This is a genomic window from Pseudomonas sp. 8O, from assembly GCF_902506495.1.
Taxonomy (GTDB): Bacteria; Pseudomonadota; Gammaproteobacteria; order Pseudomonadales; family Pseudomonadaceae; genus Aquipseudomonas; species Aquipseudomonas chaetocerotis.
Map to the genome: position 1 here is coordinate 207,501 of NZ_LR733264.1, position 20,231 is coordinate 227,731.

18 protein-coding genes and 2 pseudogenes are annotated in these 20,231 nt (G+C 63.9%); 4 read left to right on the top strand and 16 right to left on the bottom strand.

From position 1 onward, the window contains the following. Positions 1 to 618, top strand: a complete 618-nt coding sequence (lipB, locus tag GV002_RS03775) for a lipoyl(octanoyl) transferase LipB (protein WP_160017116.1) — start codon at positions 1 to 3, stop codon at positions 616 to 618. A gap of 177 nt (positions 619 to 795) precedes the next feature. On the opposite strand, the gene lipA is transcribed toward lipB, so the two are convergent. The 6 genes and pseudogenes from lipA to leuS all read right to left on the bottom strand — a co-directional run bounded on the left by lipA (position 796) and on the right by leuS (position 8,033). Further along, on the bottom strand, positions 796 to 1,848 hold the full coding sequence (gene lipA, locus GV002_RS03780; RefSeq protein WP_160017117.1) for a lipoyl synthase: 1,053 nt from the start codon (positions 1,846 to 1,848) through the stop codon (positions 796 to 798). A 197-nt stretch (positions 1,849 to 2,045) separates the two neighbouring features. Then, entirely contained in the window at positions 2,046 to 3,302 is a 1,257-nt protein-coding gene (locus tag GV002_RS03785; protein ID WP_160017118.1) for a lytic murein transglycosylase, read from the bottom strand. 81 nt (positions 3,303 to 3,383) lie between these two features. After that, positions 3,384 to 3,530, bottom strand: a pseudogene (gene arfA / locus GV002_RS03790) (alternative ribosome rescue factor ArfA); the annotation flags it as partial. Between the two features lie 132 nt (positions 3,531 to 3,662). Beyond that, positions 3,663 to 4,697, bottom strand: coding sequence for a DNA polymerase III subunit delta (gene holA / locus GV002_RS03795; RefSeq protein ID WP_160017120.1), 1,035 nt, complete (start codon positions 4,695 to 4,697; stop codon positions 3,663 to 3,665). A gap of 57 nt (positions 4,698 to 4,754) precedes the next feature. Beyond that, positions 4,755 to 5,366: an LPS assembly lipoprotein LptE gene (gene lptE / locus GV002_RS03800; protein WP_160017121.1), complete on the bottom strand. Its 612-nt coding sequence runs from the start codon at positions 5,364 to 5,366 to the stop codon at positions 4,755 to 4,757. Between the two features lie 54 nt (positions 5,367 to 5,420). Continuing rightward, entirely contained in the window at positions 5,421 to 8,033 is a 2,613-nt protein-coding gene (gene leuS / locus GV002_RS03805; RefSeq protein WP_160017122.1) for a leucine--tRNA ligase, read from the bottom strand. Positions 8,034 to 8,211: 178 nt separating this feature from the next. Between leuS and GV002_RS03810 the strand changes: the two genes are divergently transcribed. Continuing rightward, positions 8,212 to 8,640, top strand: a complete 429-nt coding sequence (locus GV002_RS03810) for a hypothetical protein (protein WP_160017123.1) — start codon at positions 8,212 to 8,214, stop codon at positions 8,638 to 8,640. Positions 8,641 to 8,727: 87 nt separating this feature from the next. Next, a pseudogene (locus GV002_RS03815) lies at positions 8,728 to 9,497 on the top strand (YdcF family protein). Positions 9,498 to 9,702: 205 nt separating this feature from the next. Here the strand turns inward: GV002_RS03815 and lnt are convergent. From lnt to miaB, 5 genes are all read right to left on the bottom strand, one after another. Further along, complete coding sequence (gene lnt / locus GV002_RS03820) at positions 9,703 to 11,226, bottom strand: apolipoprotein N-acyltransferase (protein WP_160017124.1); 1,524 nt, start codon at positions 11,224 to 11,226, stop codon at positions 9,703 to 9,705. 115 nt (positions 11,227 to 11,341) lie between these two features. Beyond that, a complete protein-coding gene (locus GV002_RS03825; protein WP_072424410.1) occupies positions 11,342 to 12,181 on the bottom strand; it encodes an HlyC/CorC family transporter in 840 nt (279 codons plus the stop codon). 6 nt (positions 12,182 to 12,187) lie between these two features. Continuing rightward, positions 12,188 to 12,667, bottom strand: coding sequence for an rRNA maturation RNase YbeY (gene ybeY, locus GV002_RS03830; RefSeq protein ID WP_160017125.1), 480 nt, complete (start codon positions 12,665 to 12,667; stop codon positions 12,188 to 12,190). After that, positions 12,660 to 13,652, bottom strand: a complete 993-nt coding sequence (locus GV002_RS03835; protein WP_160017126.1) for a PhoH family protein — start codon at positions 13,650 to 13,652, stop codon at positions 12,660 to 12,662. The genes ybeY and GV002_RS03835 overlap by 8 nt, the downstream gene beginning before the upstream one ends. Positions 13,653 to 13,739: 87 nt before the next feature. Continuing rightward, positions 13,740 to 15,083 carry a tRNA (N6-isopentenyl adenosine(37)-C2)-methylthiotransferase MiaB gene (gene miaB, locus GV002_RS03840; RefSeq protein ID WP_160017127.1) on the bottom strand — a complete coding sequence of 448 codons (1,344 nt, stop codon included), beginning with the start codon at positions 15,081 to 15,083 and terminating at the stop codon, positions 13,740 to 13,742. Positions 15,084 to 15,272: 189 nt separating this feature from the next. Between miaB and GV002_RS03845 the strand changes: the two genes are divergently transcribed. Next, the gene (locus GV002_RS03845; protein ID WP_013717157.1) at positions 15,273 to 15,596 is read left to right on the top strand and encodes a DUF1820 family protein; all 324 of its coding nucleotides are present in this window, start codon (positions 15,273 to 15,275) and stop codon (positions 15,594 to 15,596) included. A 37-nt stretch (positions 15,597 to 15,633) separates the two neighbouring features. On the opposite strand, the gene GV002_RS03850 is transcribed toward GV002_RS03845, so the two are convergent. The 5 genes from GV002_RS03850 to GV002_RS03870 form a co-directional block, all read right to left on the bottom strand. Further along, positions 15,634 to 16,182, bottom strand: a complete 549-nt coding sequence (locus GV002_RS03850; RefSeq protein ID WP_160017128.1) for a tetratricopeptide repeat protein — start codon at positions 16,180 to 16,182, stop codon at positions 15,634 to 15,636. A 305-nt stretch (positions 16,183 to 16,487) separates the two neighbouring features. Next, entirely contained in the window at positions 16,488 to 17,120 is a 633-nt protein-coding gene (locus tag GV002_RS03855) for a DUF6962 family protein (RefSeq protein WP_160017129.1), read from the bottom strand. Next, positions 17,120 to 18,409 (bottom strand): glutamate-1-semialdehyde 2,1-aminomutase, encoded by a 1,290-nt coding sequence (gene hemL, locus GV002_RS03860; protein WP_160017130.1) that lies wholly within the window; start codon positions 18,407 to 18,409, stop codon positions 17,120 to 17,122. The genes GV002_RS03855 and hemL overlap by 1 nt, the downstream gene beginning before the upstream one ends. 22 nt (positions 18,410 to 18,431) lie before the next feature. After that, entirely contained in the window at positions 18,432 to 19,055 is a 624-nt protein-coding gene (thiE, locus tag GV002_RS03865; protein ID WP_160017131.1) for a thiamine phosphate synthase, read from the bottom strand. A 10-nt stretch (positions 19,056 to 19,065) separates the two neighbouring features. Continuing rightward, complete coding sequence (locus GV002_RS03870) at positions 19,066 to 19,863, bottom strand: hydroxymethylpyrimidine/phosphomethylpyrimidine kinase (RefSeq protein WP_178094658.1); 798 nt, start codon at positions 19,861 to 19,863, stop codon at positions 19,066 to 19,068. Positions 19,864 to 20,231 lie beyond the last annotated feature (368 nt).

The following is a 20,231-nucleotide window of genomic DNA, read 5'->3' on the forward strand; positions in this document are numbered from 1 at the left end:
ATGCCCGAGCTTGTCGTCCGTCATCTCGGGCTGGTCGACTACCAGCCCACGCTGGAGGCCATGCGCCAGTTGACCCGTGAGCGCGATGCACAGGCCCCGGACGAGATCTGGTTGCTGCAGCATCCCAAGGTGTTCACCCAGGGCCAGGCTGGCAAGGCCGAACATGTGCTTGCGGCGGGCGATATTCCGGTGATCCAGGTCGAGCGAGGTGGGCAGGTGACCTATCACGGTCCTGGCCAATTGGTCGCCTATCTGATGCTCGATCTGCGTCGCCTCGATCTCGGCGTGCGTGAACTGGTGACTGCCATGGAGCAGAGCCTGGTCGAGCTGTTGGCCAGTTATGGTATCGAGGCTGCGCCCAAGGCGGATGCGCCGGGCGTATACGTGGCAGGAGACAAGATCGCCTCACTGGGCCTGCGCGTCAGCCGTGGCTGCTCGTTTCATGGCTTGGCGTTGAACGTCGATATGGACATGTCACCCTTTCTGCGCATCAATCCGTGCGGTTATGCCGGGCTGAAGATGGTGCAGATGAGTGACCTGCTGCCATCGCCACCGGCCTTCGACGAGGTAGCGCAACGTCTGGAACAGGCGCTACGCAAAAGGTTGGGTTACGCGTAGCGTTTCAGCGGCTCGATATTCGCGGTTTCTCGGTGCGCGCGGCGCACCCTACGGATGATCGCGCCAAGCATAGGGTGCGCTGCGCGCACCAATGAGGCGACAGCATGGCGCACCCTGACTGTCAGCAACGAAAAAGGGACGCCGAGGCGTCCCTTTCGTTTGCCGTGAAGACCTGTTTCAGTTCAGATTCAGCGCCGGAATCAGGCTGGCGTTGATCTCCTGGCCGGGCACCGGTACGGGTGCGGCGAGGCCCAGGTTGTTCTTCTCGAACACGCGATCAGCGCGGTAGCTGGAGCGTACCAGCGGGCCGGCGGCGACTTCCATGAAGCCTTTCTCCAGGCCGATGTCACGGAAACGATTGAACTCTTCAGGGCTGACCCAGCGTTGCACCTTGAGGTGGTTGCGTGTGGGTTGCAGGTACTGGCCGAGGGTGAGGATATCCACGCCGATGGCGCGCAGGTCATCCATGGTTTCCAGGATTTCCTCGTCGGTTTCACCCAGGCCGAGCATCAGGCTGGTCTTGGTCAGCACATCGGGACGGTGCTTTTTCGCGTGTTCGAGCACCTTGAGGGTCTTCTCGTAGCCGGCGCGCGGGTCGCGTACCACGTAGGTGAGGCGTTTGACCGTCTCGACGTTCTGCGCGAAGACTTCGAGACCGGAGTCGACGACGCGCTCGATGGCCTGGTGATCGCCATCGAAATCCGGGGTCAGGGCTTCGACCACCACCTGCGGGGTGTTTTCCTTGATTGCACGCACGCAGGCTGCATAGTGGCCGGCGCCGCCGTCTTCCAGATCGTCACGGTCCACCGAGGTCAGCACGATGTAACGCAGAGCCATCAGCTCCACCGACTTGGCGGTGTTCTGCGGCTCTTCCAGATCCAGCCAGCCATTGGGATTGCCGGTGTCCACGGCGCAGAAGCGGCAGGCACGGGTGCACACCGAGCCCATCAGCATGATGGTGGCCGTGCCGTTGGACCAGCACTCGCCCATGTTCGGGCAGTGCGATTCCTGGCAGACGGTGCTCAGGCGATGTTCGCCGACGTTGCGCTTGACCGCCTCGAAACGGCTACCGCCAGGCGCCTTGACCCGCAGCCACTTGGGCTTGGGTTCGAAAACCTGGGGTTCGGCCGAGGCGCGGCGCTTCTGACCATCCTTGATCGCGGTGATGCCTTGGGCGGTGCGAAATTTTTCGCCGCTGGCGACGGATTTGGGCGAGGAGGTGTCGGACATCGGAAATCTGGGCTCCGGTAGAGGCTCCGTGGGCAGGTGGCTTTTGGCCGCCGGCCAGTCTATCACAGAAGGTGTATGCAGACGCTGGGGCCGCCTGTCGACAAAACACCGGAAAGGCGTTTCCGGGGGCTTTGCTGCGACAGGTCAGCAATACACTCGCCAGTGATGGCAAGACCTTGGTGGGCCAGCGCCTGGATTCAGCGTGTACGCAGCTGTTGCAGCAATTGGGTGTTGGGGTAGCCATCGGCTGGCCAGTTCAACTGCAGTTGCAGGGCGCGAATGGCCTTGCGCGTATTGGCGCCGATGATGCCGTCGGCCGGGCCGGGGTCGAAGCCGGCCTGGGCCAGCAGTTCTTGCAACTCGACACGTTCACTACGCCCAAGTTGACGCTCACCCCGAGGCCATTGCCCCTTAATTTCGCTGGCGCGCAGCAGGTTGTCGGCGAGCAGGCCGATGGCCAGCGCGTAGGACGTGGAATTGTTGTACTTGAGGATGCTGCGGAAATTGTCCAGCAGCAGGAAAGCCGGGCCTTGGTGCCCGGCAGGCAGCTGCAGGCTGGCGCGGGAGCTCGCCGCTGCGCCTGTCGGTGCCAGTGGCCTTACGCCGAGCTCTGCCCATTCGGCCAGCGTGCGGCGTTGATCCGGGTCGGCCAGGGCGTAGTCGAAGCCGCTCGGCAGGTTCACTTCGAACCCCCAAGGCTGGCCACGCTGCCAGCCGGATGCCTGCAGATAGTGGGCGGCTGAGGCCAGGGCGTCGGTTGAGGAATTCCACAGGTCGCGCTTGCCGTCGCCGTCGAAATCGACCGCATGTTGGTTGTAGGTGGTGGGCATGAACTGGGTCTGGCCCATGGCGCCGGCCCAGGAGCCGATCATGCGTTCGCTGGGTACATCACCGTTCTGCAGGATTTGCAGTGCGGCCAGCAACTGAGCACGCCAGAAGCCCTGGCGGCGACCGTCATAGGCCAGTGTGGCGAGGGAGCGGATTACGCTGTGGCTACCGATGTTGTTGCCGAAGTTGCTCTCAAGACCCCAGATGGCCACCAGGATCTGCGCTTCGACGCCATATTGCTGCTCGATGCGTTGCAGCACGGTGTTGTGTTGGGCCAGCAATACCCGGCCGCGACCGATGCGGCTGGAGGAGACGGCACCATCGAGGTATTCCCAAACCGGGCGTGTGAACTCGGGCTGGCTGCTGTCTGCCTTGAGCACCGCAGGGTCAGGGGTGACGTCAGCGAATACGCGATCGAACAGCGCCGCATCGATGCCGGCGGCAATCGCTTCGCCACGCATTGCCTGCTGCCAGTCGGCGAAACTGGGCAAGGGGTTTTCGGCTGTAGTCTGGAGCGCTGCGGGGGCTGTGGCGCTAGGCAGGTTTTCCGCCGGGGCCTGGGCGCAGGCCGCCAGCAGCAGAAGAGGAAGCAGAGCCAGGACGCGACGAGGAAGCTGGTGTGGCATGTCTATCTCAGGACGTTTAAGCAGGCGGTTACCTTAGCATGCTCGGGCAACAGTCAGGGCTATCAGTGAATCAACATACCCCATAAAGCAAGAAGCCTCCCAAGTGTGGGAGGCTTCGCGGCGGTAGCTGCCTTTGCCTTTCTGCGGTCGTTCCTGGCGGGAGCGAAACAGTGGCTGGGCGACGATGGATTTGGCCTTGTTCGGCCGTTTGCCGGTTTTCTTGCTCATGGCATTTCCTCATGCAGGCTGGCCTGCGCCAATGCAGGCGGCGAAGACTATGCGCCGCTGTACAGAAAATGTCCAGACGGGGGCGTAGGGCGGGTGCAGCCCGCCATCATCGGGTGGCGGGTTGCACCCGCCCTACGGAGAAAGACGCAGCCGTTGCCCGGAGAGTTGCAGGGTTAGCATGGCCAGGTTGCTCCACGGATCACCGGGCGCCTGGCCCTTGATCTGCGCGTCGATCAACTGTGCTTGTTGCAACAGCTCGCCCCAGCGTTTGCTGCTGTGACGCTGCAATGCTTTGGATACCAGCGGCCTGCGTTTGTCCCAGACGGGCGGACGGGCGCTGGAGAAGGCCTTGTCCAGCGGTATGCCCTGGCTCTGCTGGTGGGCGATGCCGGCCAGCAGGCGAATCTCGCGGGCCAGAGCCCAGAGGATCACCGGGGTTTCCACGCCTTCGCCGCGCAGGCCTTCGAGCATGCGCAGGGCATGTGCGGCGTCGCCACCGAGGGCACAGTCGATCAGACCGAAGACATCGAAGCGGGCGCTGTCGGCCACCGCAGCCTGCACGGTTTCGGCATCGACCTGATTGCCATCGGCGAGCAGCTTGAGTTTTTCCACTTCCTGGGCGGCGGCCAGCAGGTTGCCTTCCACTCGTGCGGCGATCATTTCCACCGCATCGGCGCTAGCGCTCAGGCCCGCCTGAGCCAGGCGCTGACGAATCCACTGCGGCAACTGGTTGGCGTCTACCGGCCAGATCTGGATGAACTGGCTGACTTGGCCGTCGATCAGCGCCTTGGCCCATTTGGATTTCTGCGTGCTGCCGTCGAGCTTGGGTAGGCTCAGCAGCAGGACGGTGTCCTCGGGCGGGCGGGCCAGGTATTCGAGCAGGGCGGCTGTGCCCTTGTCGCCTGGCTTGCCGGAAGGCAGGCGCAGTTCCAGCAGGCGCTTTTCGGCGAACAGCGACAGGCTGGCACCCGCTTGCAGCAGGTTGCCCCAGTCGAAGTTGGCTTCGGCATTGAACACCTGGCGTTCGCCGAACCCCTGCTGGCGGCAGGCATTGCGAATGGTGTCAGCGGTTTCCTGGCACAACAGCGGCTCGTCGCCGCTGATCGCATAGACAGGTGCGAGAGCGCCTTGCAGGTGTTTGCTGAGTTGCGCGGGGGCAAGCTTCATCGAGGTGATGTCATCAGACGGGCATGGCGTCGGGCCGCAGTTGCGGCCCTTGGGCCTTTAGCGGGACGGCAGTTCGATCGGCGACTGCTGTGGTGCGACCTGGCTCTCGCGAGCCCGGCGCTCTGCTTCCAGTGCTTCGGCTTCGGCCTTGGCGCGGGCTTCGGCGGTCTGTTGCAGTTGGTCCAGTCGCTCGGGCGTGATCTGCTGCAGGCTGAACATCAGTTGCTGGATCATTTCACGGCGCAGCTCGCTGCGCAGCTGAGCCGCTTCCTGGTCGGAACCGGCCAGGTTGTTGTCATCCTGCTGGTAGTAGTTCTGTACTTCCACCTTGTTGCCGGTCAGCAGCAGGTTCTTCGCACCGCGGATCTCGTATTCCAGGCCCATGGTCAGCTCGTACTCGGCGGTACGGGCGCCGCTGCTGTAGCTGGCGCCGCGACGATCTTCGGTTTCACGGCTGATCACCAGCTTGTAGGGCGCGCCGGAGTAAACGCGAACGTCGTTGTCTTGCAGTACTTCACGTACTTGCTGCACGGTGTCACCGTAGGCATCGCGCGCGCTGACGTCGAGTTCCTTGAGGGCGAACTGCACATCGCCAGTGCCACGCAGCTGGAAGCCGCATGCGCTGAGCAGGCCGGCCAGGCCGATGACCAGCAGATTCCGTTTCATCATTCTCATATCCCCTTGGCGGATCACGGCGCCACACATGTGTGGCGCCGAGCTTAATCAGTTGGCGACTATGTTGACCAGCTTGCCCGGTACCACGATGACCTTGCGAATGCTCAGGCCTTCGGTGAAGCGCAGCACGTTCTCGTTGGCGCGGGCGGCAGCTTCGACGTCCTCGCGGCTGGCGCTGGCCGCCACGATGATCTCGCCACGCAGCTTGCCGTTGACCTGTACCACCAGGGTCAGGCTGTCCTGCACCAGGGCGGTTTCGTCGACCTGCGGCCACTGCGCATCGATCACGGCATCGGCGTGACCCAGGCGTTGCCACAGTTCGTGGCTGATATGCGGGGTGATCGGCGCGAGCAGCAGGGTGACGATCTCCAGGCCTTCCTGCACCAGCGCGCGATCCTGCTCTGTCGCGGTGGCGGCTTTTTCCAGTACGTTCATCAGCGTCATCACCTGGGCGATGGCGGTGTTGAACTTGTGGTGCTGGCCGATATCGTTGCTGGCCTGCTTGATCGCCAGGTGAATAGCGCGGCGTACAGCCTTCTGCTCGTCGCTCAGGCTGGCGGCATCCAGCTTGCCCGGCAGACCGGCGCTGACATGGCCCTGAGCCAGGCGCCAGACGCGACGCAGGAAGCGGTTGGCGCCTTCGACGCCGGCATCCGACCATTCGCAGCTCATGTCGGGCGGCGAGGCGAACATCATGAACAGGCGGCAGGTGTCGGCGCCGTACTGGTCGATCATGTCCTGCGGGTCGACACCGTTGTTCTTCGACTTGGACATCTTCTCGGTGCCGCCGATTTCCACTGGCAGACCGTCGCTTTTCAGCTTGGCGCCGATGACCTTGGCCTTGGCGTCACGCTCGACCTCGACATCGGCCGGGTTGAACCAGTCCTTGCCGCCATTTGCCAGGGTGCGGTAGTAGGTTTCGGCGACCACCATGCCCTGGGTCAGCAGGTTCTTGAACGGCTCGTTGGAGCTGACCAAACCTTCATCGCGCATCAACTTGTGGAAGAAGCGCGCGTACAAGAGGTGCAGGATGGCGTGCTCGATACCGCCGATGTACTGGTCCACCGGCAGCCAGTGGTTGGCCGCCTGCGGATCGACCATGCCGCCTTCGTAGTTCGGGCTGGCGTAGCGAGCGAAGTACCAGGAGGACTCCACGAAGGTGTCCATGGTGTCTGTTTCGCGTTTGGCCGGGGCGCCGCATTTCGGGCAGGTGCATTCGTAGAATTCCGGCATCTTCGCCAGTGGGCTGCCGGCACCGTCCGGCACCACGTCTTCGGGCAGCACGACCGGCAATTGGTCTTCCGGCACCGGTACGTCGCCGCAGCTGTCGCAGTGGATGATCGGGATCGGGCAGCCCCAGTAGCGCTGGCGGCTGATGCCCCAGTCGCGCAGGCGGAACTGGGTCTTGCGGGCGCCGTGCTCGCGGGCTTCCAGATCGCCGACGATGGCGTCGAAGGCGGCGCCGAAGTCCAGGTTGTCGTACTTGCCGGAATTGATGGTGGTCAGGCCGGCCTTGTCGCCATACCAGTCCTGCCAGGTGCTGGCGTCGTAGTCCTTGCCCTCGCCGGTGTAGACCTGCTGGATCGGCAGGTCGTACTTGTTGGCGAATTCGAAGTCACGCTCGTCATGCGCCGGCACGGCCATCACTGCGCCTTCGCCGTAGCCCCAGAGCACGTAGTTGGCGACGAACACCGGCAGCTTGTCGCCGGTCAGCGGGTGGATGACAAACTGGCCGGTGGCCAGGCCTTTCTTCTCCATGGTGGCCATGTCGGCCTCGGCCACGGAGCCGGCCTTGCATTCGGCGATAAAGGCGGCGATCTGCGCACTGCCTTCGGCGGCGCGCTGGGCCAGCGGGTGCTCGGCGGCAACTGCGACGTAGGTGGCGCCCATCAGGGTGTCGGGGCGAGTCGAGTAGACCTTGAGTTGTCCCTCGATACCCACGCTGGCGACGTCGTAGTCGAAGACGATGTCGGCACCGAAGCTCTTGCCGATCCAGTTGCGCTGCATGGTTTTGACCTGCTCGGGCCAGCCATCGAGCTCATCCAGGCTGCTCAGCAGCTCTTCGGCGTAAGCGGTGATCTTGAAGTAGTACATCGGGATTTCGCGCTTCTCGATCAGCGCGCCCGAACGCCAGCCACGGCCGTCGATGACCTGCTCGTTGGCCAGTACGGTCTGGTCAACCGGGTCCCAGTTGACGGTGCCGTTCTTGCGGTAGATCACGCCCTTTTCGAACAGGCGGGTGAACAGCCACTGCTCCCAGCGGTAGTAATCCGGCTTGCAGGTGGTGACTTCGCGTGTCCAGTCGATGGCCAGTCCCAGCGATTTGAGCTGGGACTTCATGTAGGCGATGTTCTCGTAAGTCCATTTGGCCGGTGCCACCTGGTTCTTCATCGCGGCGTTTTCCGCCGGCATGCCGAAGGCGTCCCAGCCCATCGGCTGCAGCACGTTCTTGCCCTGCATGCGCTGGTAGCGCGCGATCACGTCACCGATGGTGTAGTTGCGCACGTGCCCCATGTGTAGCTTGCCGCTGGGGTAGGGGAACATCGACAGGCAGTAGAAGGTGTCCTTGCCAGGCTGTTCGCTGACGACGAAGGATTTCTGCGCGTCCCAATGGGACTGCGCGGCGGCTTCTATTTCACGGGGCGAGTACTGTTCGTGCATGGCTCTGGCGCTGAAGGAATGGGGCTTGCGGAAAACGTCGTAGCATACATGAGCGCCGTCTATCGAGGGAAACCCAGATTGTGCTGCGTCCGCCGTTTGTCGCAGCGCCGGGCTGCGTGCGGGGCCTTCGCTAAGCTTTATTCAAGGCCCGCGGTTGTCGGGGCTCGCGAGGTGTTAGATGGCGGATGCACGGCAAGTGGAGCGGAGGGGTGGCCTTTACGAGCGACTGCTGCAAAGGCTTGCCCTGGCGCTGGAGGAAGCCGATACCGCCAGCCGCCTGCATGCCGAGCCGCTGCGCGAGCTGGAGCTCGATGGGTTGAGCCCGGCGGAGCTGGACCTGATCCGTGCCTATCTCAACCGTGACCTGAACTGGTTGCGTGGCTGGCATGCGGCGGCCGAGGAGCTGGCGCTGATCCAGCGCCAGCCAATGCGCGTGGGCAAGGGCGTTTCTGCCGGCCCTATGGCCAAGGCAAAACCCCTGCTCAAGCGGCGCCAGGCCTTGTGTTGTGCTCTCTGCGGTACGCCGGTGACCTGGCAGCGAGGGCAGGATGCCCAGGCCTGTCAGGCCTGCGGCTCGAAGTTGTTTCGTAGCGGTAATCCCCGCTAGCTGCCTCGCCTCGGACTTCCTGCATCCATGTAGTCGTCGCCTGCGGTTTCAGCAGCCTGATAGGCTTGGGCGCCCAGGAGGTGCCTGATGCCGATTCGCTACATCCTCAAACAACTGTTGATGCCGCCAGGCGTCCTGCTGCTGCTGATGCTGCTGGGCTGGTGGCTACGCCGCCGGTTTCCCGGGTGGCGATGGCCTGTTTCGCGACGGGCTTTTGCGGGCTCTGGCTGATGAGCCTGCCGGCGGTGATGCAGTCGGGGGCTCGACTGCTCGAGCGTGAGCCGGTGCTGGAGGAGGCGCAATGGGCGACGCTGGCGCAGCGTGCCGACGCTATCGTGATTCTCGGTGCCGGGCGTGAGCAGAACGATCCGGGCTGGGGGCGCACCGATCAGCCCGGTCTGATGGCGTTGGAGCGACTGCGCTATGCAGCTCGCCTGGCACGCGCGTCCGGCCTGCCATTGGCTGCAACTGGTGGCCTGCATTACGACCAGCCACCCAGTGAAGCGGCGTTGATGGCCGATGCCATGCACCGGGACTATGGGCTGCAGATACGCTGGCTGGAGGAGGAGAGCCGTACCACCTGGGAAAATGCTCAACTGAGCGCTGAGCTGTTGCAGCCTCAAGGCGTTCGTCGTGTGGTGCTGGTGACACAGGCCTGGCACATGCCGCGTGCGCGCTGGAGTTTCGAACAGGCCGGCTTCGAGGTGATCACGGCGCCGATGGGCTATCTCAGTGCCGGCTATGAGCGCCCGTTGGGCGGCTGGTTGCCGGAGTCGAGCGTGATCTGGCAGAGCAGTCAATTGCTCAACGAAGTCATCGGGTTGTTGGCGTACCCCATCGTCTACGGGAAGCAGTAGGGCGTACTCGCCGCAGGCTGTACGCCTGCGGATTCTGCGTTCCGAGGGCTGATTTACGGTCCTGATTGAGGGCGTGCGTGATTCCTGTAGGAGCTGGCTTGCCAGCGATCCTGGGGCACTTGGCCGCACTGATCGCCAGCAAGCTGGCTCCTACGAAAAGCGCATCGCCCGGATGCAATCCGGGCGACCTTCGCTGCCGCCGCTTCTATACCGTCTTGGCCATGCGGCTGGCCAGCAGTGCCCAGCCCAGCAACAGGGCGCAGAGAATCGCCAGCGGCCAGATGCGCCATTGCAGATAGGGCGTGAGCCCCTGCATGGGCAGCACTTCGCCGTAGAGCACGCCTTGTTCGAACTGCGCTAAGCCGAACTGGATACGTCCTTGCGGGTCGATTACCACGGTCATGCCATTGTTGGTGGCGCGGATCATCCAGCGTCCGGCCTCCAGTGCACGCATCTGCGCCATCTGCAGGTGCTGCAGCGGGCCGATGGAGGTGCCGAACCAGGTGTCGTTGCTCACCGTGAGGAGGATCTCGCTGTCCGCTGCCAGTGCTGCGGCGAACTCCGGGTAGACCACTTCATAGCAGATGAAGGGCGCAATGCGATGCCCCTTGGCCAGCAGCGGTGGCTGGTCGGCCGGGCCGCGGGCGAAGTCGGACATCGGCAAGTCGAAGAAGGCGATCAAGCCGCGCAGCACTTCTTGCAGAGGGACGTATTCGCCAAATGGCACCAGCTTCTGCTTGAGGTAGGTGCCCTGGCCTTCGCCAAAGCTGGTGATCGCATTGTAATAACGCAGCTCGCCACGTTCGTTTGACTGGCGCACCGGCACGCCGCTGATCAGTGCACTGTTACGATCACGGGCGAAGCGATCCATCACGCCGATATAGCCTTGGGCCATGTCCTTGAGCACCGGGATCGCCGTTTCCGGCCAGACCAGAATGTCGACTCGCTCGGTGCTGAAACTGAGGTCGCGATACAGCGCCAGCTGCGCGTTGAGGTGGGCCGGGTCCCACTTCAGGTTCTGCTCGACGTTACCTTGCACGGCGGCAACCGTAAGGCTGTTGCCTGCGGCGCGGGTCCAGTGGTGATCCTTCAGCGCCAGGCCGACGATCCAGGGGCTCAGCAACAGGAGCAGGGCGCAGGCGTAGCGTGGTTTGTGCTTGCGCAGGCGCTCCAGATTGATGATCAGCGCTGCCGACAGGGCGATGACGAACGACGAAAGCCACACGCCGCCGACCGGTACCAGGCCGCTCAGCGGGCCGTCGAGCTGGCTGTAACCGGCATAGAGCCAGGGAAAACCGGTGAGGAACCAGCCACGAAACACTTCCTGTGCGACCCATAGCGCGGCGAACGCCAGGGCGTCGGCCAGTGGTGCTTCGTTGCGGCGTATCCAGCGCGCCCATAGGGCGCCAGTCAGGGCGAACAACAGGCCCAGGCCGGCGACGAAGCCCAGGGTGAGAATGCCGGCCAGTGCCGGTGATGCAGCACCGTAGTCGTGGATGCTGACATATACCCAGCTGGTTCCGGCGGCGAACAGGCCAAAGCCGTAGCTCCAGCCGCGCAGCGCTGCCTGGCCGGGGCGCAGATGGCGCAGGCCGAAATACAACAGGGCAATGGAAAGCACGGCCAATGGCCAGAGATCGAAAGGCGCGAGCGCCAGGGTGGTCAGGGCGCCAGCGCCGCAGGCGAGCAGGTGGCCGGGCCAGCCCGGGCGAGTGATCCATTGCAACATGAGCAGATCCTTGGAATCGGGGTGGCGCAAGGGTAGGGGCAGGCAGTGGCGGGCGGCAAGTGGTAGCCCGGATGCAATCCGGGGAGGCTCGGTTGCCATCCCCGGATACCAGCCGTCAGCGGCTGACTGGGGTCAGGCGCAGCAGGTGGATGCGGCGGCTGTCGGCGTTGAGCACGCGGAAGCGGAACTCGCCGATCTCGGTGACTTCGTTGCGCTTGGGCAGGTGGCCGAAGGCACTCATCACCAGGCCACCGACGGTGTCGTACTCATCGTCGGAGAACTGGCTGTCGAAGGTTTCGTTGAAGCTGTCGATGGGCGTCAACGCCTTGATCAGGTAGTCGCCGGAGGGCAGCGGCTTGATGTAGCCGTCTTCCTCGACATCGTGCTCGTCCTCGATGTCACCGACGATCTGCTCGAGTACATCCTCGATGGTCACCAGGCCGGCGACACCGCCGTATTCGTCGATGACCACGGCCATGTGGTTGTGGTTGGCGCGGAACTCGCGCAGCAACACGTTCAGGCGCTTGGACTCGGGCACGAAGGTGGCCGGGCGCAGCAGGTCCTTGATGTTGAAGTTGGGTTGTTCACCCTGCAGGATCAGCGGCAGCAGATCCTTGGCCAGGAGAATGCCGATGACGTCGTCGAGGCTCTCGCCGATCACCGGGTAGCGCGAGTGCGCCGCGTCGATGATGGCGGGCAGGAACTCGCGGGGCGTCTGGCTGGCCTTGATGCTGATCATCTGCGAGCGCGGCACCATGATGTCGCGTACCTGCAGGTCGGCGACCTGAATGGCGCCTTCGACGATGGCCAGTGCTTCGCTGTCGAGCAGCTTGTTCTGGTGGGCTTCGCGCAGGACTTCCAGCAGTTCCTGGCGGTTTCTCGGCTCATGAGCAAAAGCCTGGGTCAGCTTGTTGAACCAGGACTTCTGCTCGTTGCTCGATCGGTCTTCGCTCATGGCGTTTTACTCGGGGTCCTTGTCAGGAGGGGATTCGTCGTCCGCATACGGGTCGGGATGACCCAGTTCGGCGAGCAATTGTCGTTCCAGTTCTTCCATCTCGAGGGCTTCGTCTTCCTCGATATGGTCATAACCCAGCAGGTGCAGGCAGCCGTGGATCACCAGATGTGCCCAGTGCGCCTCGGGTGTCTTGCCTTGCTCGGCGGCTTCTCGCTCGACCACCGGCACGCAGATCACCAGGTCGCCCAGCAGCGGAATGTCGAGGATTCCATCGGGAATCTCGGCCGGGAAGGACAACACGTTGGTGGCGTAGTCCCTGTGCCGCCAGGTGTGGTTCAGCTCGCGGCCTTCGGCCTCATCGACCAGGCGGATGGTCAGCTCGGAATCGGCCGTGCGCTGGCGCAGCGCCAGTTCGCACCAGCGGCGCAGCTGTGCTTCGTCCGGGTGCTGGCCGTCAGTGGCCAGTTGCAGGTCGAGCTCAAGCATCGTGGCCGTCGACCTTGCCGTGCAGGCGCGCGTCGTGGCGCTCGTAGGCTTCGACGATGCGCTGCACCAGCGGGTGGCGCACCACGTCCTTGGGCTTGAAGTGGGTGAAGCTGATACCGGGCACGTCACGCAGTACCTCGATGACGTGCGCCAGGCCGCTCTTGGTGCCGCGCGGCAGGTCGACCTGGGTGATGTCGCCGGTGATCACGGCGGTAGAGCCAAAACCGATACGGGTGAGGAACATCTTCATCTGCTCGACGGTGGTGTTCTGACTCTCGTCGAGAATGATGAAGCTGTTGTTAAGGGTGCGGCCGCGCATGTAGGCCAGTGGCGCGATCTCGATCACCTGCTTTTCGATCAGCTTGGCCACGTATTCGAAGCCGAGCATCTCGTACAGCGCGTCGTACAGCGGGCGCAGGTAAGGGTCGATTTTCTGCGCCAGGTCGCCGGGCAGGAAACCGAGCTTCTCGCCGGCCTCGACCGCCGGGCGCACCAGCAGGATGCGTCGCACCTGTTCACGCTCCAGCGCGTCCACCGCGCAGGCTACGGCCAGGTAGGTCTTGCCGGTACCGGCTGGGCCGATTCCGAAGTTGATGTCGTTGTCGAGGATCGCCTTGACGTAGAGCTGCTGGTTGGCACCGCGCGGCTTGATCACGCCCTTCTTGGTGCGTAGGGTCACCTGCGGCAGGTTGCTGGGGCTGACCAGCTCTTCGACGCCGGATTCCTGCAGGTACAGGTGCACCAGATCGGGAGACAGCTCGGTGGCCTTGGTTTCGCGGTACAGCTTGCGCAGCAGGGTTTCGGCGGCCTGGGTCTTTTCGGTGCTGCCGAGCATCTCGAACTGGTTGCCACGGTTGCGGATTTCCAGGCCGAGGCGCTCTTCGATCAGGCGCAGATGCTCGTCGAACTGGCCACAGAGATTGGCGAAACGGCGAGCCTCGAAAGGTTCGAGGGTAAAACGATGAGGTTCTAGAGAGGCGTTCAAGGTGATGGTGTGATCGTCACTTGTCTGGGTATGGAAAGGCAGCATAACGCCGGTCGCCCACAACGCAAAGTGTGGGCAATTACGGCTTTAGTTGAGGGTGTTGGCATCCAGCAGGGTGCCGCGCAGAGAGTGGGGCAGGGCGTCGTCGATGTGGACGTCGACGAACTGGCCGATCAGGCGCGGATTGTCGCAACGGAAATTGACGATGCGGTTCTGCTCGGTGCGGCCCTGGAGCATGCCCGGGTCTTTCTTCGAGTAGTCGCTGACCAGGATGCGTTGCACCGTGCCAACCATGCGTCGGCTGTTCTCGAAGCCGTTCTGGTTGATGCGGTGCTGCAGCAGGGCCAGGCGTTGCTTCTTCACCTCGTCCGGGGTGTCGTCGACCAGGTCGGCGGCCGGTGTGCCGGGGCGCGAGCTGTAGATGAAAGAGAAGGAGAAGTCGAAACCGACGTCTTCGATCAGCTTCATGGTCTGCTCGAAGTCCTTCTCGGTCTCGCCGGGGAAGCCGACGATGAAGTCCGAGCTGATCAGGATGTCCGGCACGGCAGCGCGCAGCTTGCGGATGCGCGACTTGTATTCCAGGGCGGTGTGGTTGCGCTTCATCGCCGCGAGGATGCGGTCGGAGCCGGACTGCACCGGCAGATGCAGGTATTTGACCAACTGCGGGATCTCGGCGTGGGCCTGGATGATCGCGTCGGAGAACTCCAGCGGGTGACTGGTGGTGTAGCGGATGCGCTCGATGCCGTCGAGCGCCGCCACGGCATGCAGCAACTCGGCGAAGTCGGCGATATGGCCATCTGGCGCTTCGCCCCGGTAGCCGTTGACGTTCTGCCCGAGCAGGGTGATTTCCTTCACGCCTTTCTCGGTAAGGGAGGTGATTTCCATCAACACGTCGACCAGCGGTCGGCTGACTTCCTCGCCACGGGTATAGGGCACCACGCAGAAGGTGCAGTACTTGCTGCAGCCTTCCATCACCGAAACGAAGGCGCTGGGGCCGTCGACGCGCGGTTCGGGCAGGCGGTCGAATTTCTCGATCTCGGGGAAGCTGATGTCGACTTGCGCGGTCTTGGTCAGGCGTGCGGCATCGATCATCTCCGGCAGGCGGTGCAGTGTCTGCGGGCCGAAGACCACATCGACATAGGGTGCGCGGTCGCGGATAGCCGCACCTTCCTGGCTGGCCACGCAGCCGCCGACGCCGATCACAAGATCCGGGTTGGCTTGCTTCAACTCGCGCCAGCGGCCTAGCTGGGAGAACACCTTGTCCTGCGCCTTCTCACGGATCGAGCAGGTATTGAGCAGGATCACGTCGGCGTCTTCGGGTTTTTCCGTGACCTCCAGGGCCTGATGCTCACCCAGCAGGTCGACCATGCGCGAGCTGTCGTACTCGTTCATCTGGCAACCGTGGGTTTCGATATAGAGCTTCTTGGTCATGGCACTGTCTGAGGTGGTTAAAAAATGACCGCGCATTATAGGCGTGTGCCAAAGTGGATGCCACCGCTCAGTTCCCGTAGCCCGGATGCAATCCGGGGTCTTGCGTCGTCCGTCCCCGGATTGCATCCGGCTACGCATGCGGCGCTGTGCTATCCTGCGCCCCCCCGTTTTTCCTCACTCCGAGTCTTCATGAGCAAGCGCGATCCCATCTACAAGGTGATTTTCCTCAACCAGGGCCAGGTGTACGAGATGTACGCCAAGCAGATCTATCAGAGCGATCTGTGGGGCTTTCTGGAGGTAGAGGAGTTCGTCTTCGGCGAGCGCAGCCAACTGGTGGTCGATCCCAGCGAGGAGAAGCTCAAGGCGCAGTTCGAGGGTGTGGTGCGCAGCTTCGTGCCAATGCACGCGATCATTCGCATCGACGAGGTAGAGCGTCTGGGCACGGCGAAGATCAGCGAGGCCAAGGGCGGCGGCAACGTGATGCCGTTCCCCATGCCGATGCCGGATAAATAAGAGCAGGCCCGTAGGGTGCGCCGCGCGCACCAGTGTTTTAGGGCAGCGGCGCGAAGGGCGAGCGACCTTCGGCGGTCTGCAGCTCCAGCAGGTAGCTGCGGAAAATCTGCCCCAGCACCTGGCTGGCGATTTCCAGTTCATCGCGGCGCATCTGCGCCGATACCAGATCAGCGCTATCCATGGCTTCGTCCGAGCCATTGACCGATGCCATCTTCAACACGATGTAGGCCTGCACGTTGTTGGCCGGTACGCCTTCGCCACGGAAGAACATGGTGCCCAGGCGCAGCTGCGCTTCTGCATGGCCCTGCAGTGAGGCGCGTTCGAACCAGGTCAGGGCCTGCTTGAGATCGCGTGGGGTGCGTTTGCCGTCGTAATAGTACTCACCCAGCTCATAAGCGGCCTGCATGTTGCCGGTGCGCGCCATTTCCTGGCAGCTTGCCAGGGCATCGGGCATTTCTTCGGGGGAGGCGTTCAGCGCGCAGCTGCCACTGGCGGGGATCAGCAGGGAATTGCCGCCTGCAAACGCAAACAGCGGGAGGAAAAGCAACAGGCAGCCCAGTGACAGGGTGCGGCCGGTGCGGTTCATCTGGATAACGGGACCTCGGCAGTTCAGGTCGGGTGACGTGCCCGGTCGGCGCAGAACGTGCCGACCGTCGCATTATGGAATAACCGCGGGCTGGTTACAAAGGCTTTACCAGGCTGTCGAAAAACTACCTACATTGGCAATACTGCGTTAAAACCGGCCTCACAGCCAAAAGCTGAACGCGCTTTAGCGCGGCCCCGAAGGGGTGAGCGAAACGAATCAAATGCTCATTTACAGCACGTAAGCTGCGCTTTTTCGGCCGCTTTTGCCTTGTCTTGCCTTCCTCGCCTACGTTTTTCAACAGCCTGTTACCCGGTCTGTCGTTTCGCGCTCCCCGGCAGGCTCAGCAGCAGCCAGGCCAGCAGCGGATAAGCCGGCGCCAGCAGCACGTGAAACAGGTCGATGCGGCGCAGTGGCCCGATCACTCCGTTGGTGCCGACCGCCAGGCCGGCCAACAGAAACAGGCCCACCACCACAGCTGCACTGATCACTGGCGCGCGGCGTGGCCATTGGACCGCGCCGGCATAGAGAATCAGTACCAGCGTGGCCAGGTTCAGCGCCAGGCGGTAGTCCTCCAGGTAGCCAAGCTGGCGGAACAGTTCGAAGAATGCACACAGCCCGAGCAGGATGCGCCCCCAGTTCGGCCGGCTCCAGGCCCAGCCGCGCCCCAGCGCCAACGCAGCAGCGCCGAGCAGTGGCAGGCCGAGAAAGCTGCTGGCCTGGCTCAGCCACAGGTGCGCGGGCTGCCAACTTGGGTCGAAGCCGTAGCGAATCACACCGACGCTGGCCGCTGCGGCCGGCAGCAGGAAGCCGAGCAGTGCGCAGAACAGCGCCGGCTGGTCGCCCTCGCCGTAGCGCCCGCGTGCCCGACCGACAATCCAGACGCAGGCGGCGCAGGCCAGTGCCAGTAACGCATCACTGAAGGCGGTGCTGTACTGCATCAGGCTTTTTTCAGCTCGGCGAAGGCGCGCTCGGCGGCAGCAAAGGTGATTTCCAGTTCCGTGTCGCCGTGGGCAATGGAGGTGAAGCCCGCTTCGAAGGCGCTCGGGGCCAGGTATACGCCGCCGTCCAGCATCAGGTGGAAGAAACGGTTGAAGCGTGCGCTGTCGCTGGCCATCACGTCGGCGAAGGTGACGATGTCGTCGGCGCCGCTGAAGTACAGGCCGAACATGGCACCTGCCTGGGTGGTGACGAAGGGAATGCCGGCGGCATCGGCGCGCTCCTGCAGGCCGGCGAGCATGCGCGAGGTGTAGTCGGTGAGCTCGATGTGAAAGCCCGGGCGGCTGATCAGCTTCAGCGTGGTCAGGCCAGCGGCCATGGCCAGCGGGTTGCCCGACAGGGTGCCAGCCTGGTAGACCGGGCCGAGCGGAGCGATGCATTCCATGATCGCGCGCTTGCCGCCGAAGCAGCCCACCGGCATGCCGCCGCCGATGATCTTGCCGAAGGTGGTCAGATCCGGGGTGACGCCGTAGTGCGCCTGGGCACCGCCGAGGGCGACACGGAAACCGGTCATCACTTCGTCGAAGATCAGTACCACGCCATGCTTGTCGCACTGCTCGCGCAGGCCCTCGAGGAAGCCTGGCGCCGGCGGCACGCAGTTCATGTTGCCGGCCACGGGTTCGACGATGATGCAGGCGACTTCCTGGCCGACCTGCGCCAGACACTCGGCCACGGCGTCGATGTCGTTGAACGGTAGGGTCAGGGTGTGCTTGGCGAAAGCCGCAGGCACGCCGGCGGAGTTCGGCACGCCCTGGGTCAGTGCGCCAGAGCCGGCCTTGACCAGCAGGCTGTCGGAGTGACCGTGGTAGCAGCCCTCGAACTTGATGATGCTGTCGCGGCCGGTATAGCCACGGGCCAGGCGGATGGCGCTCATGGTCGCCTCGGTGCCGGAACTGACCATGCGCACCATCTCCATCGACGGCACCAGGCTGCACACCAGCTCGGCCATCTCGGTTTCCAGAGCGGTCGGTGCGCCGTAGGACAGGCCGTGCTGAAGCTGACGACGCACCGAGTCGAGCACTTCGGGGTGGCTGTGGCCGAGGATCATCGGGCCCCAGGAGCCGACGTAGTCGACGTAGCGCTTGTCGTCTTCATCCACCACGTAGGCGCCTTCGGCGTGCTTGAAGAACAGCGGCGTGCCGCCGACGCTGCGGAAGGCGCGCACCGGCGAGTTGACACCGCCGGGGATGTGTTTCTGGGCATTGGCGAAGAGGATTTCTGAACGGGACATGGCAGGTCTCTCTGGAAACGAATCAGACGAACAGCGCGGCAAAGGCGCGGGCGCGGTCTTCCACCTCGGTGGCGGAGTCCGCAGCGAACAGGGCGTGGATCACGGCGACCATGCTGGCGCCGCGGGTGATCAGGCTGGGTGCGGTGCCCAAGGTCACGCCGCCGATGGCGACGATGGGTTGGGCAAAACGCGCACGCGCCTCGTCCAGCAGCTCCACGGTGGCAGCCGGAGCGCCGGGTTTGGTGTTGGAGTTGAAGAAGCGGCCGAAGGCGATGTAACTGGCGCCCTCGGCGACGGCGCTCTCGGCCAGTTCCAGTTGGGCATGGCAGGTGCCGCCGATCACGGTGTCAGCGCCGAGGCGGGCGCGGGCGGCGGCCAGCGAGCCGTCGCTCTGGCCCAGGTGCAGGCCAACGCCCAGGCGGGCGGCCAGCTCCAGGTCGTCGTTGATGATCAGCGTAGCGCCGTGGCGCTGGCACAGTTCGGCCAGGGCCTGGGCTTCGTCGAAACGGCGCACGGCATCAGCGGATTTATCGCGGTATTGCAGCAGGCGTGCGCCACCGACCAGCGCCGCTTCGGTGTAGGGCAGCAGCTTGCCGCCGGCCAGCAGTGGTGTGTCGGTGATGGCGTATAGACCGCGCAGGTTCACGAACGGCTCTTCATTGCAAAAAATCCAGCGGCAGGCGGCGCGGTACGTACTGGCCATGGCCGGGTTGTTCGGCATCGCGCAGGGTGCGCCAGGTGTAATCCAGGGCGCTCTTCACGGCGCTGACCAGTTCCTCGCCCAGCGCCAGGCGACCGGCCAGGGTACTGGCCAGGGTGCAGCCGGAGCCATGGTAGCTGCCCGGCAGGCGTGCGCAGGTGAAGGTATGACGGCTGCCGTCGCGGCTGTACAGGCGGTTGTGCACTTCGGCTTCGTCGCCGTGGCCGCCGGTGATCAGCAGGTGCTCGATATAAGGCAGAAGCTTGTCGGCACACTCGTCGGCGTTGCCTTGCGGCAGTTCGGCGAGGATGCGCGCCTCCGGCAGGTTCGGTGTGGCGATGGTGGACGCGGCGAACAGGCGCTCGCGCATGGCATAGCCGACGTCATCCTTGCCCAGCGAGCCGCCGCCGCCCGCGCGCAGCACTGGGTCGCATACCAGCGGTACGCCCGGCAACTGGCTCATCACTTCGAGCACGGTGTCGACCATGTCCACCGAGCCGAGCATGCCCAGCTTGACGGCGGCGACCGGCATGTCGGCGATCACCGCGCGAGCCTGGGCCAGCACCCAGTCGCGGTCGAGCACACGGAAGTCGGAGACGTTGACGGTATCCTGCACGGTCAGGGCGGTCACCGTCGGGGCAGCGTGGCAGCCTTGAGCCAGCAGGGCTTCGATATCGGCCTGCAGGCCGGCACCACCGCTGGGGTCGTGACCGGACATGCAGAGCACTACGGGGCGGAAGTTTGGCGTTTTCATGGTGCGCGAGCTTATCACTAACAGGTCGTCAGTCGCTGCATGCCATGCCGGGCGCTCGAGCGTATTGCGCCGGTGCAGGTGTATCAGGGTTTCAGCCAGCAGCATGACAATCAGCAGGTGCAGCGCGAGGCGTTTTTCGATCTGGCGCGTTCGCTGTGGCGCGAGGCGCTGGCCGAGCAACTCCAGCAGGCGATGGACGCCGAGCTGGAGCAATGGCGCTGCTCGGCTTTCAGTCGGCCATGGATCTGGCGCCAAGCCCCTGGGGCATCACTTCGCCGCGATGCCTTCGATCTGGACCTATGGCGGCGTGTTTTCCCTGCAGTATCTGGTCGAGGCCATAGGTGAAGCGCTGCTTAAACTGCCGTCTG

Bases quoted from the DNA above. Each gene is read 5' to 3' on its own strand.
- lptE (WP_160017121.1), bottom strand. From the start codon at position 5,366: ATGATGAAACGGAATCTGCTGGTCATCGGCCTGGCCGGCCTGCTCAGC.
- GV002_RS03825 (WP_072424410.1), bottom strand. From the start codon at position 12,181: ATGAGCGAAGACCGATCGAGCAACGAGCAGAAGTCCTGGTTCAACAAG.
- lnt (WP_160017124.1), bottom strand. From the start codon at position 11,226: ATGTTGCAATGGATCACTCGCCCGGGCTGGCCCGGCCACCTGCTCGCC.
- GV002_RS03855 (WP_160017129.1), bottom strand. From the start codon at position 17,120: ATGCAGTACAGCACCGCCTTCAGTGATGCGTTACTGGCACTGGCCTGC.
- GV002_RS03785 (WP_160017118.1), bottom strand. From the start codon at position 3,302: ATGCCACACCAGCTTCCTCGTCGCGTCCTGGCTCTGCTTCCTCTTCTG.
- ybeY (WP_160017125.1), bottom strand. From the start codon at position 12,667: ATGCTTGAGCTCGACCTGCAACTGGCCACTGACGGCCAGCACCCGGAC.
- GV002_RS03810 (WP_160017123.1), top strand. From the start codon at position 8,212: ATGGCGGATGCACGGCAAGTGGAGCGGAGGGGTGGCCTTTACGAGCGA.
- hemL (WP_160017130.1), bottom strand. From the start codon at position 18,409: ATGTCCCGTTCAGAAATCCTCTTCGCCAATGCCCAGAAACACATCCCC.
- leuS (WP_160017122.1), bottom strand. From the start codon at position 8,033: ATGCACGAACAGTACTCGCCCCGTGAAATAGAAGCCGCCGCGCAGTCC.
- GV002_RS03850 (WP_160017128.1), bottom strand. From the start codon at position 16,182: ATGAACCGCACCGGCCGCACCCTGTCACTGGGCTGCCTGTTGCTTTTC.
- lipA (WP_160017117.1), bottom strand. From the start codon at position 1,848: ATGTCCGACACCTCCTCGCCCAAATCCGTCGCCAGCGGCGAAAAATTT.
- lipB (WP_160017116.1), top strand. From the start codon at position 1: ATGCCCGAGCTTGTCGTCCGTCATCTCGGGCTGGTCGACTACCAGCCC.
- miaB (WP_160017127.1), bottom strand. From the start codon at position 15,083: ATGACCAAGAAGCTCTATATCGAAACCCACGGTTGCCAGATGAACGAG.
- GV002_RS03845 (WP_013717157.1), top strand. From the start codon at position 15,273: ATGAGCAAGCGCGATCCCATCTACAAGGTGATTTTCCTCAACCAGGGC.
- holA (WP_160017120.1), bottom strand. From the start codon at position 4,697: ATGAAGCTTGCCCCCGCGCAACTCAGCAAACACCTGCAAGGCGCTCTC.
- GV002_RS03870 (WP_178094658.1), bottom strand. From the start codon at position 19,863: ATGAAAACGCCAAACTTCCGCCCCGTAGTGCTCTGCATGTCCGGTCAC.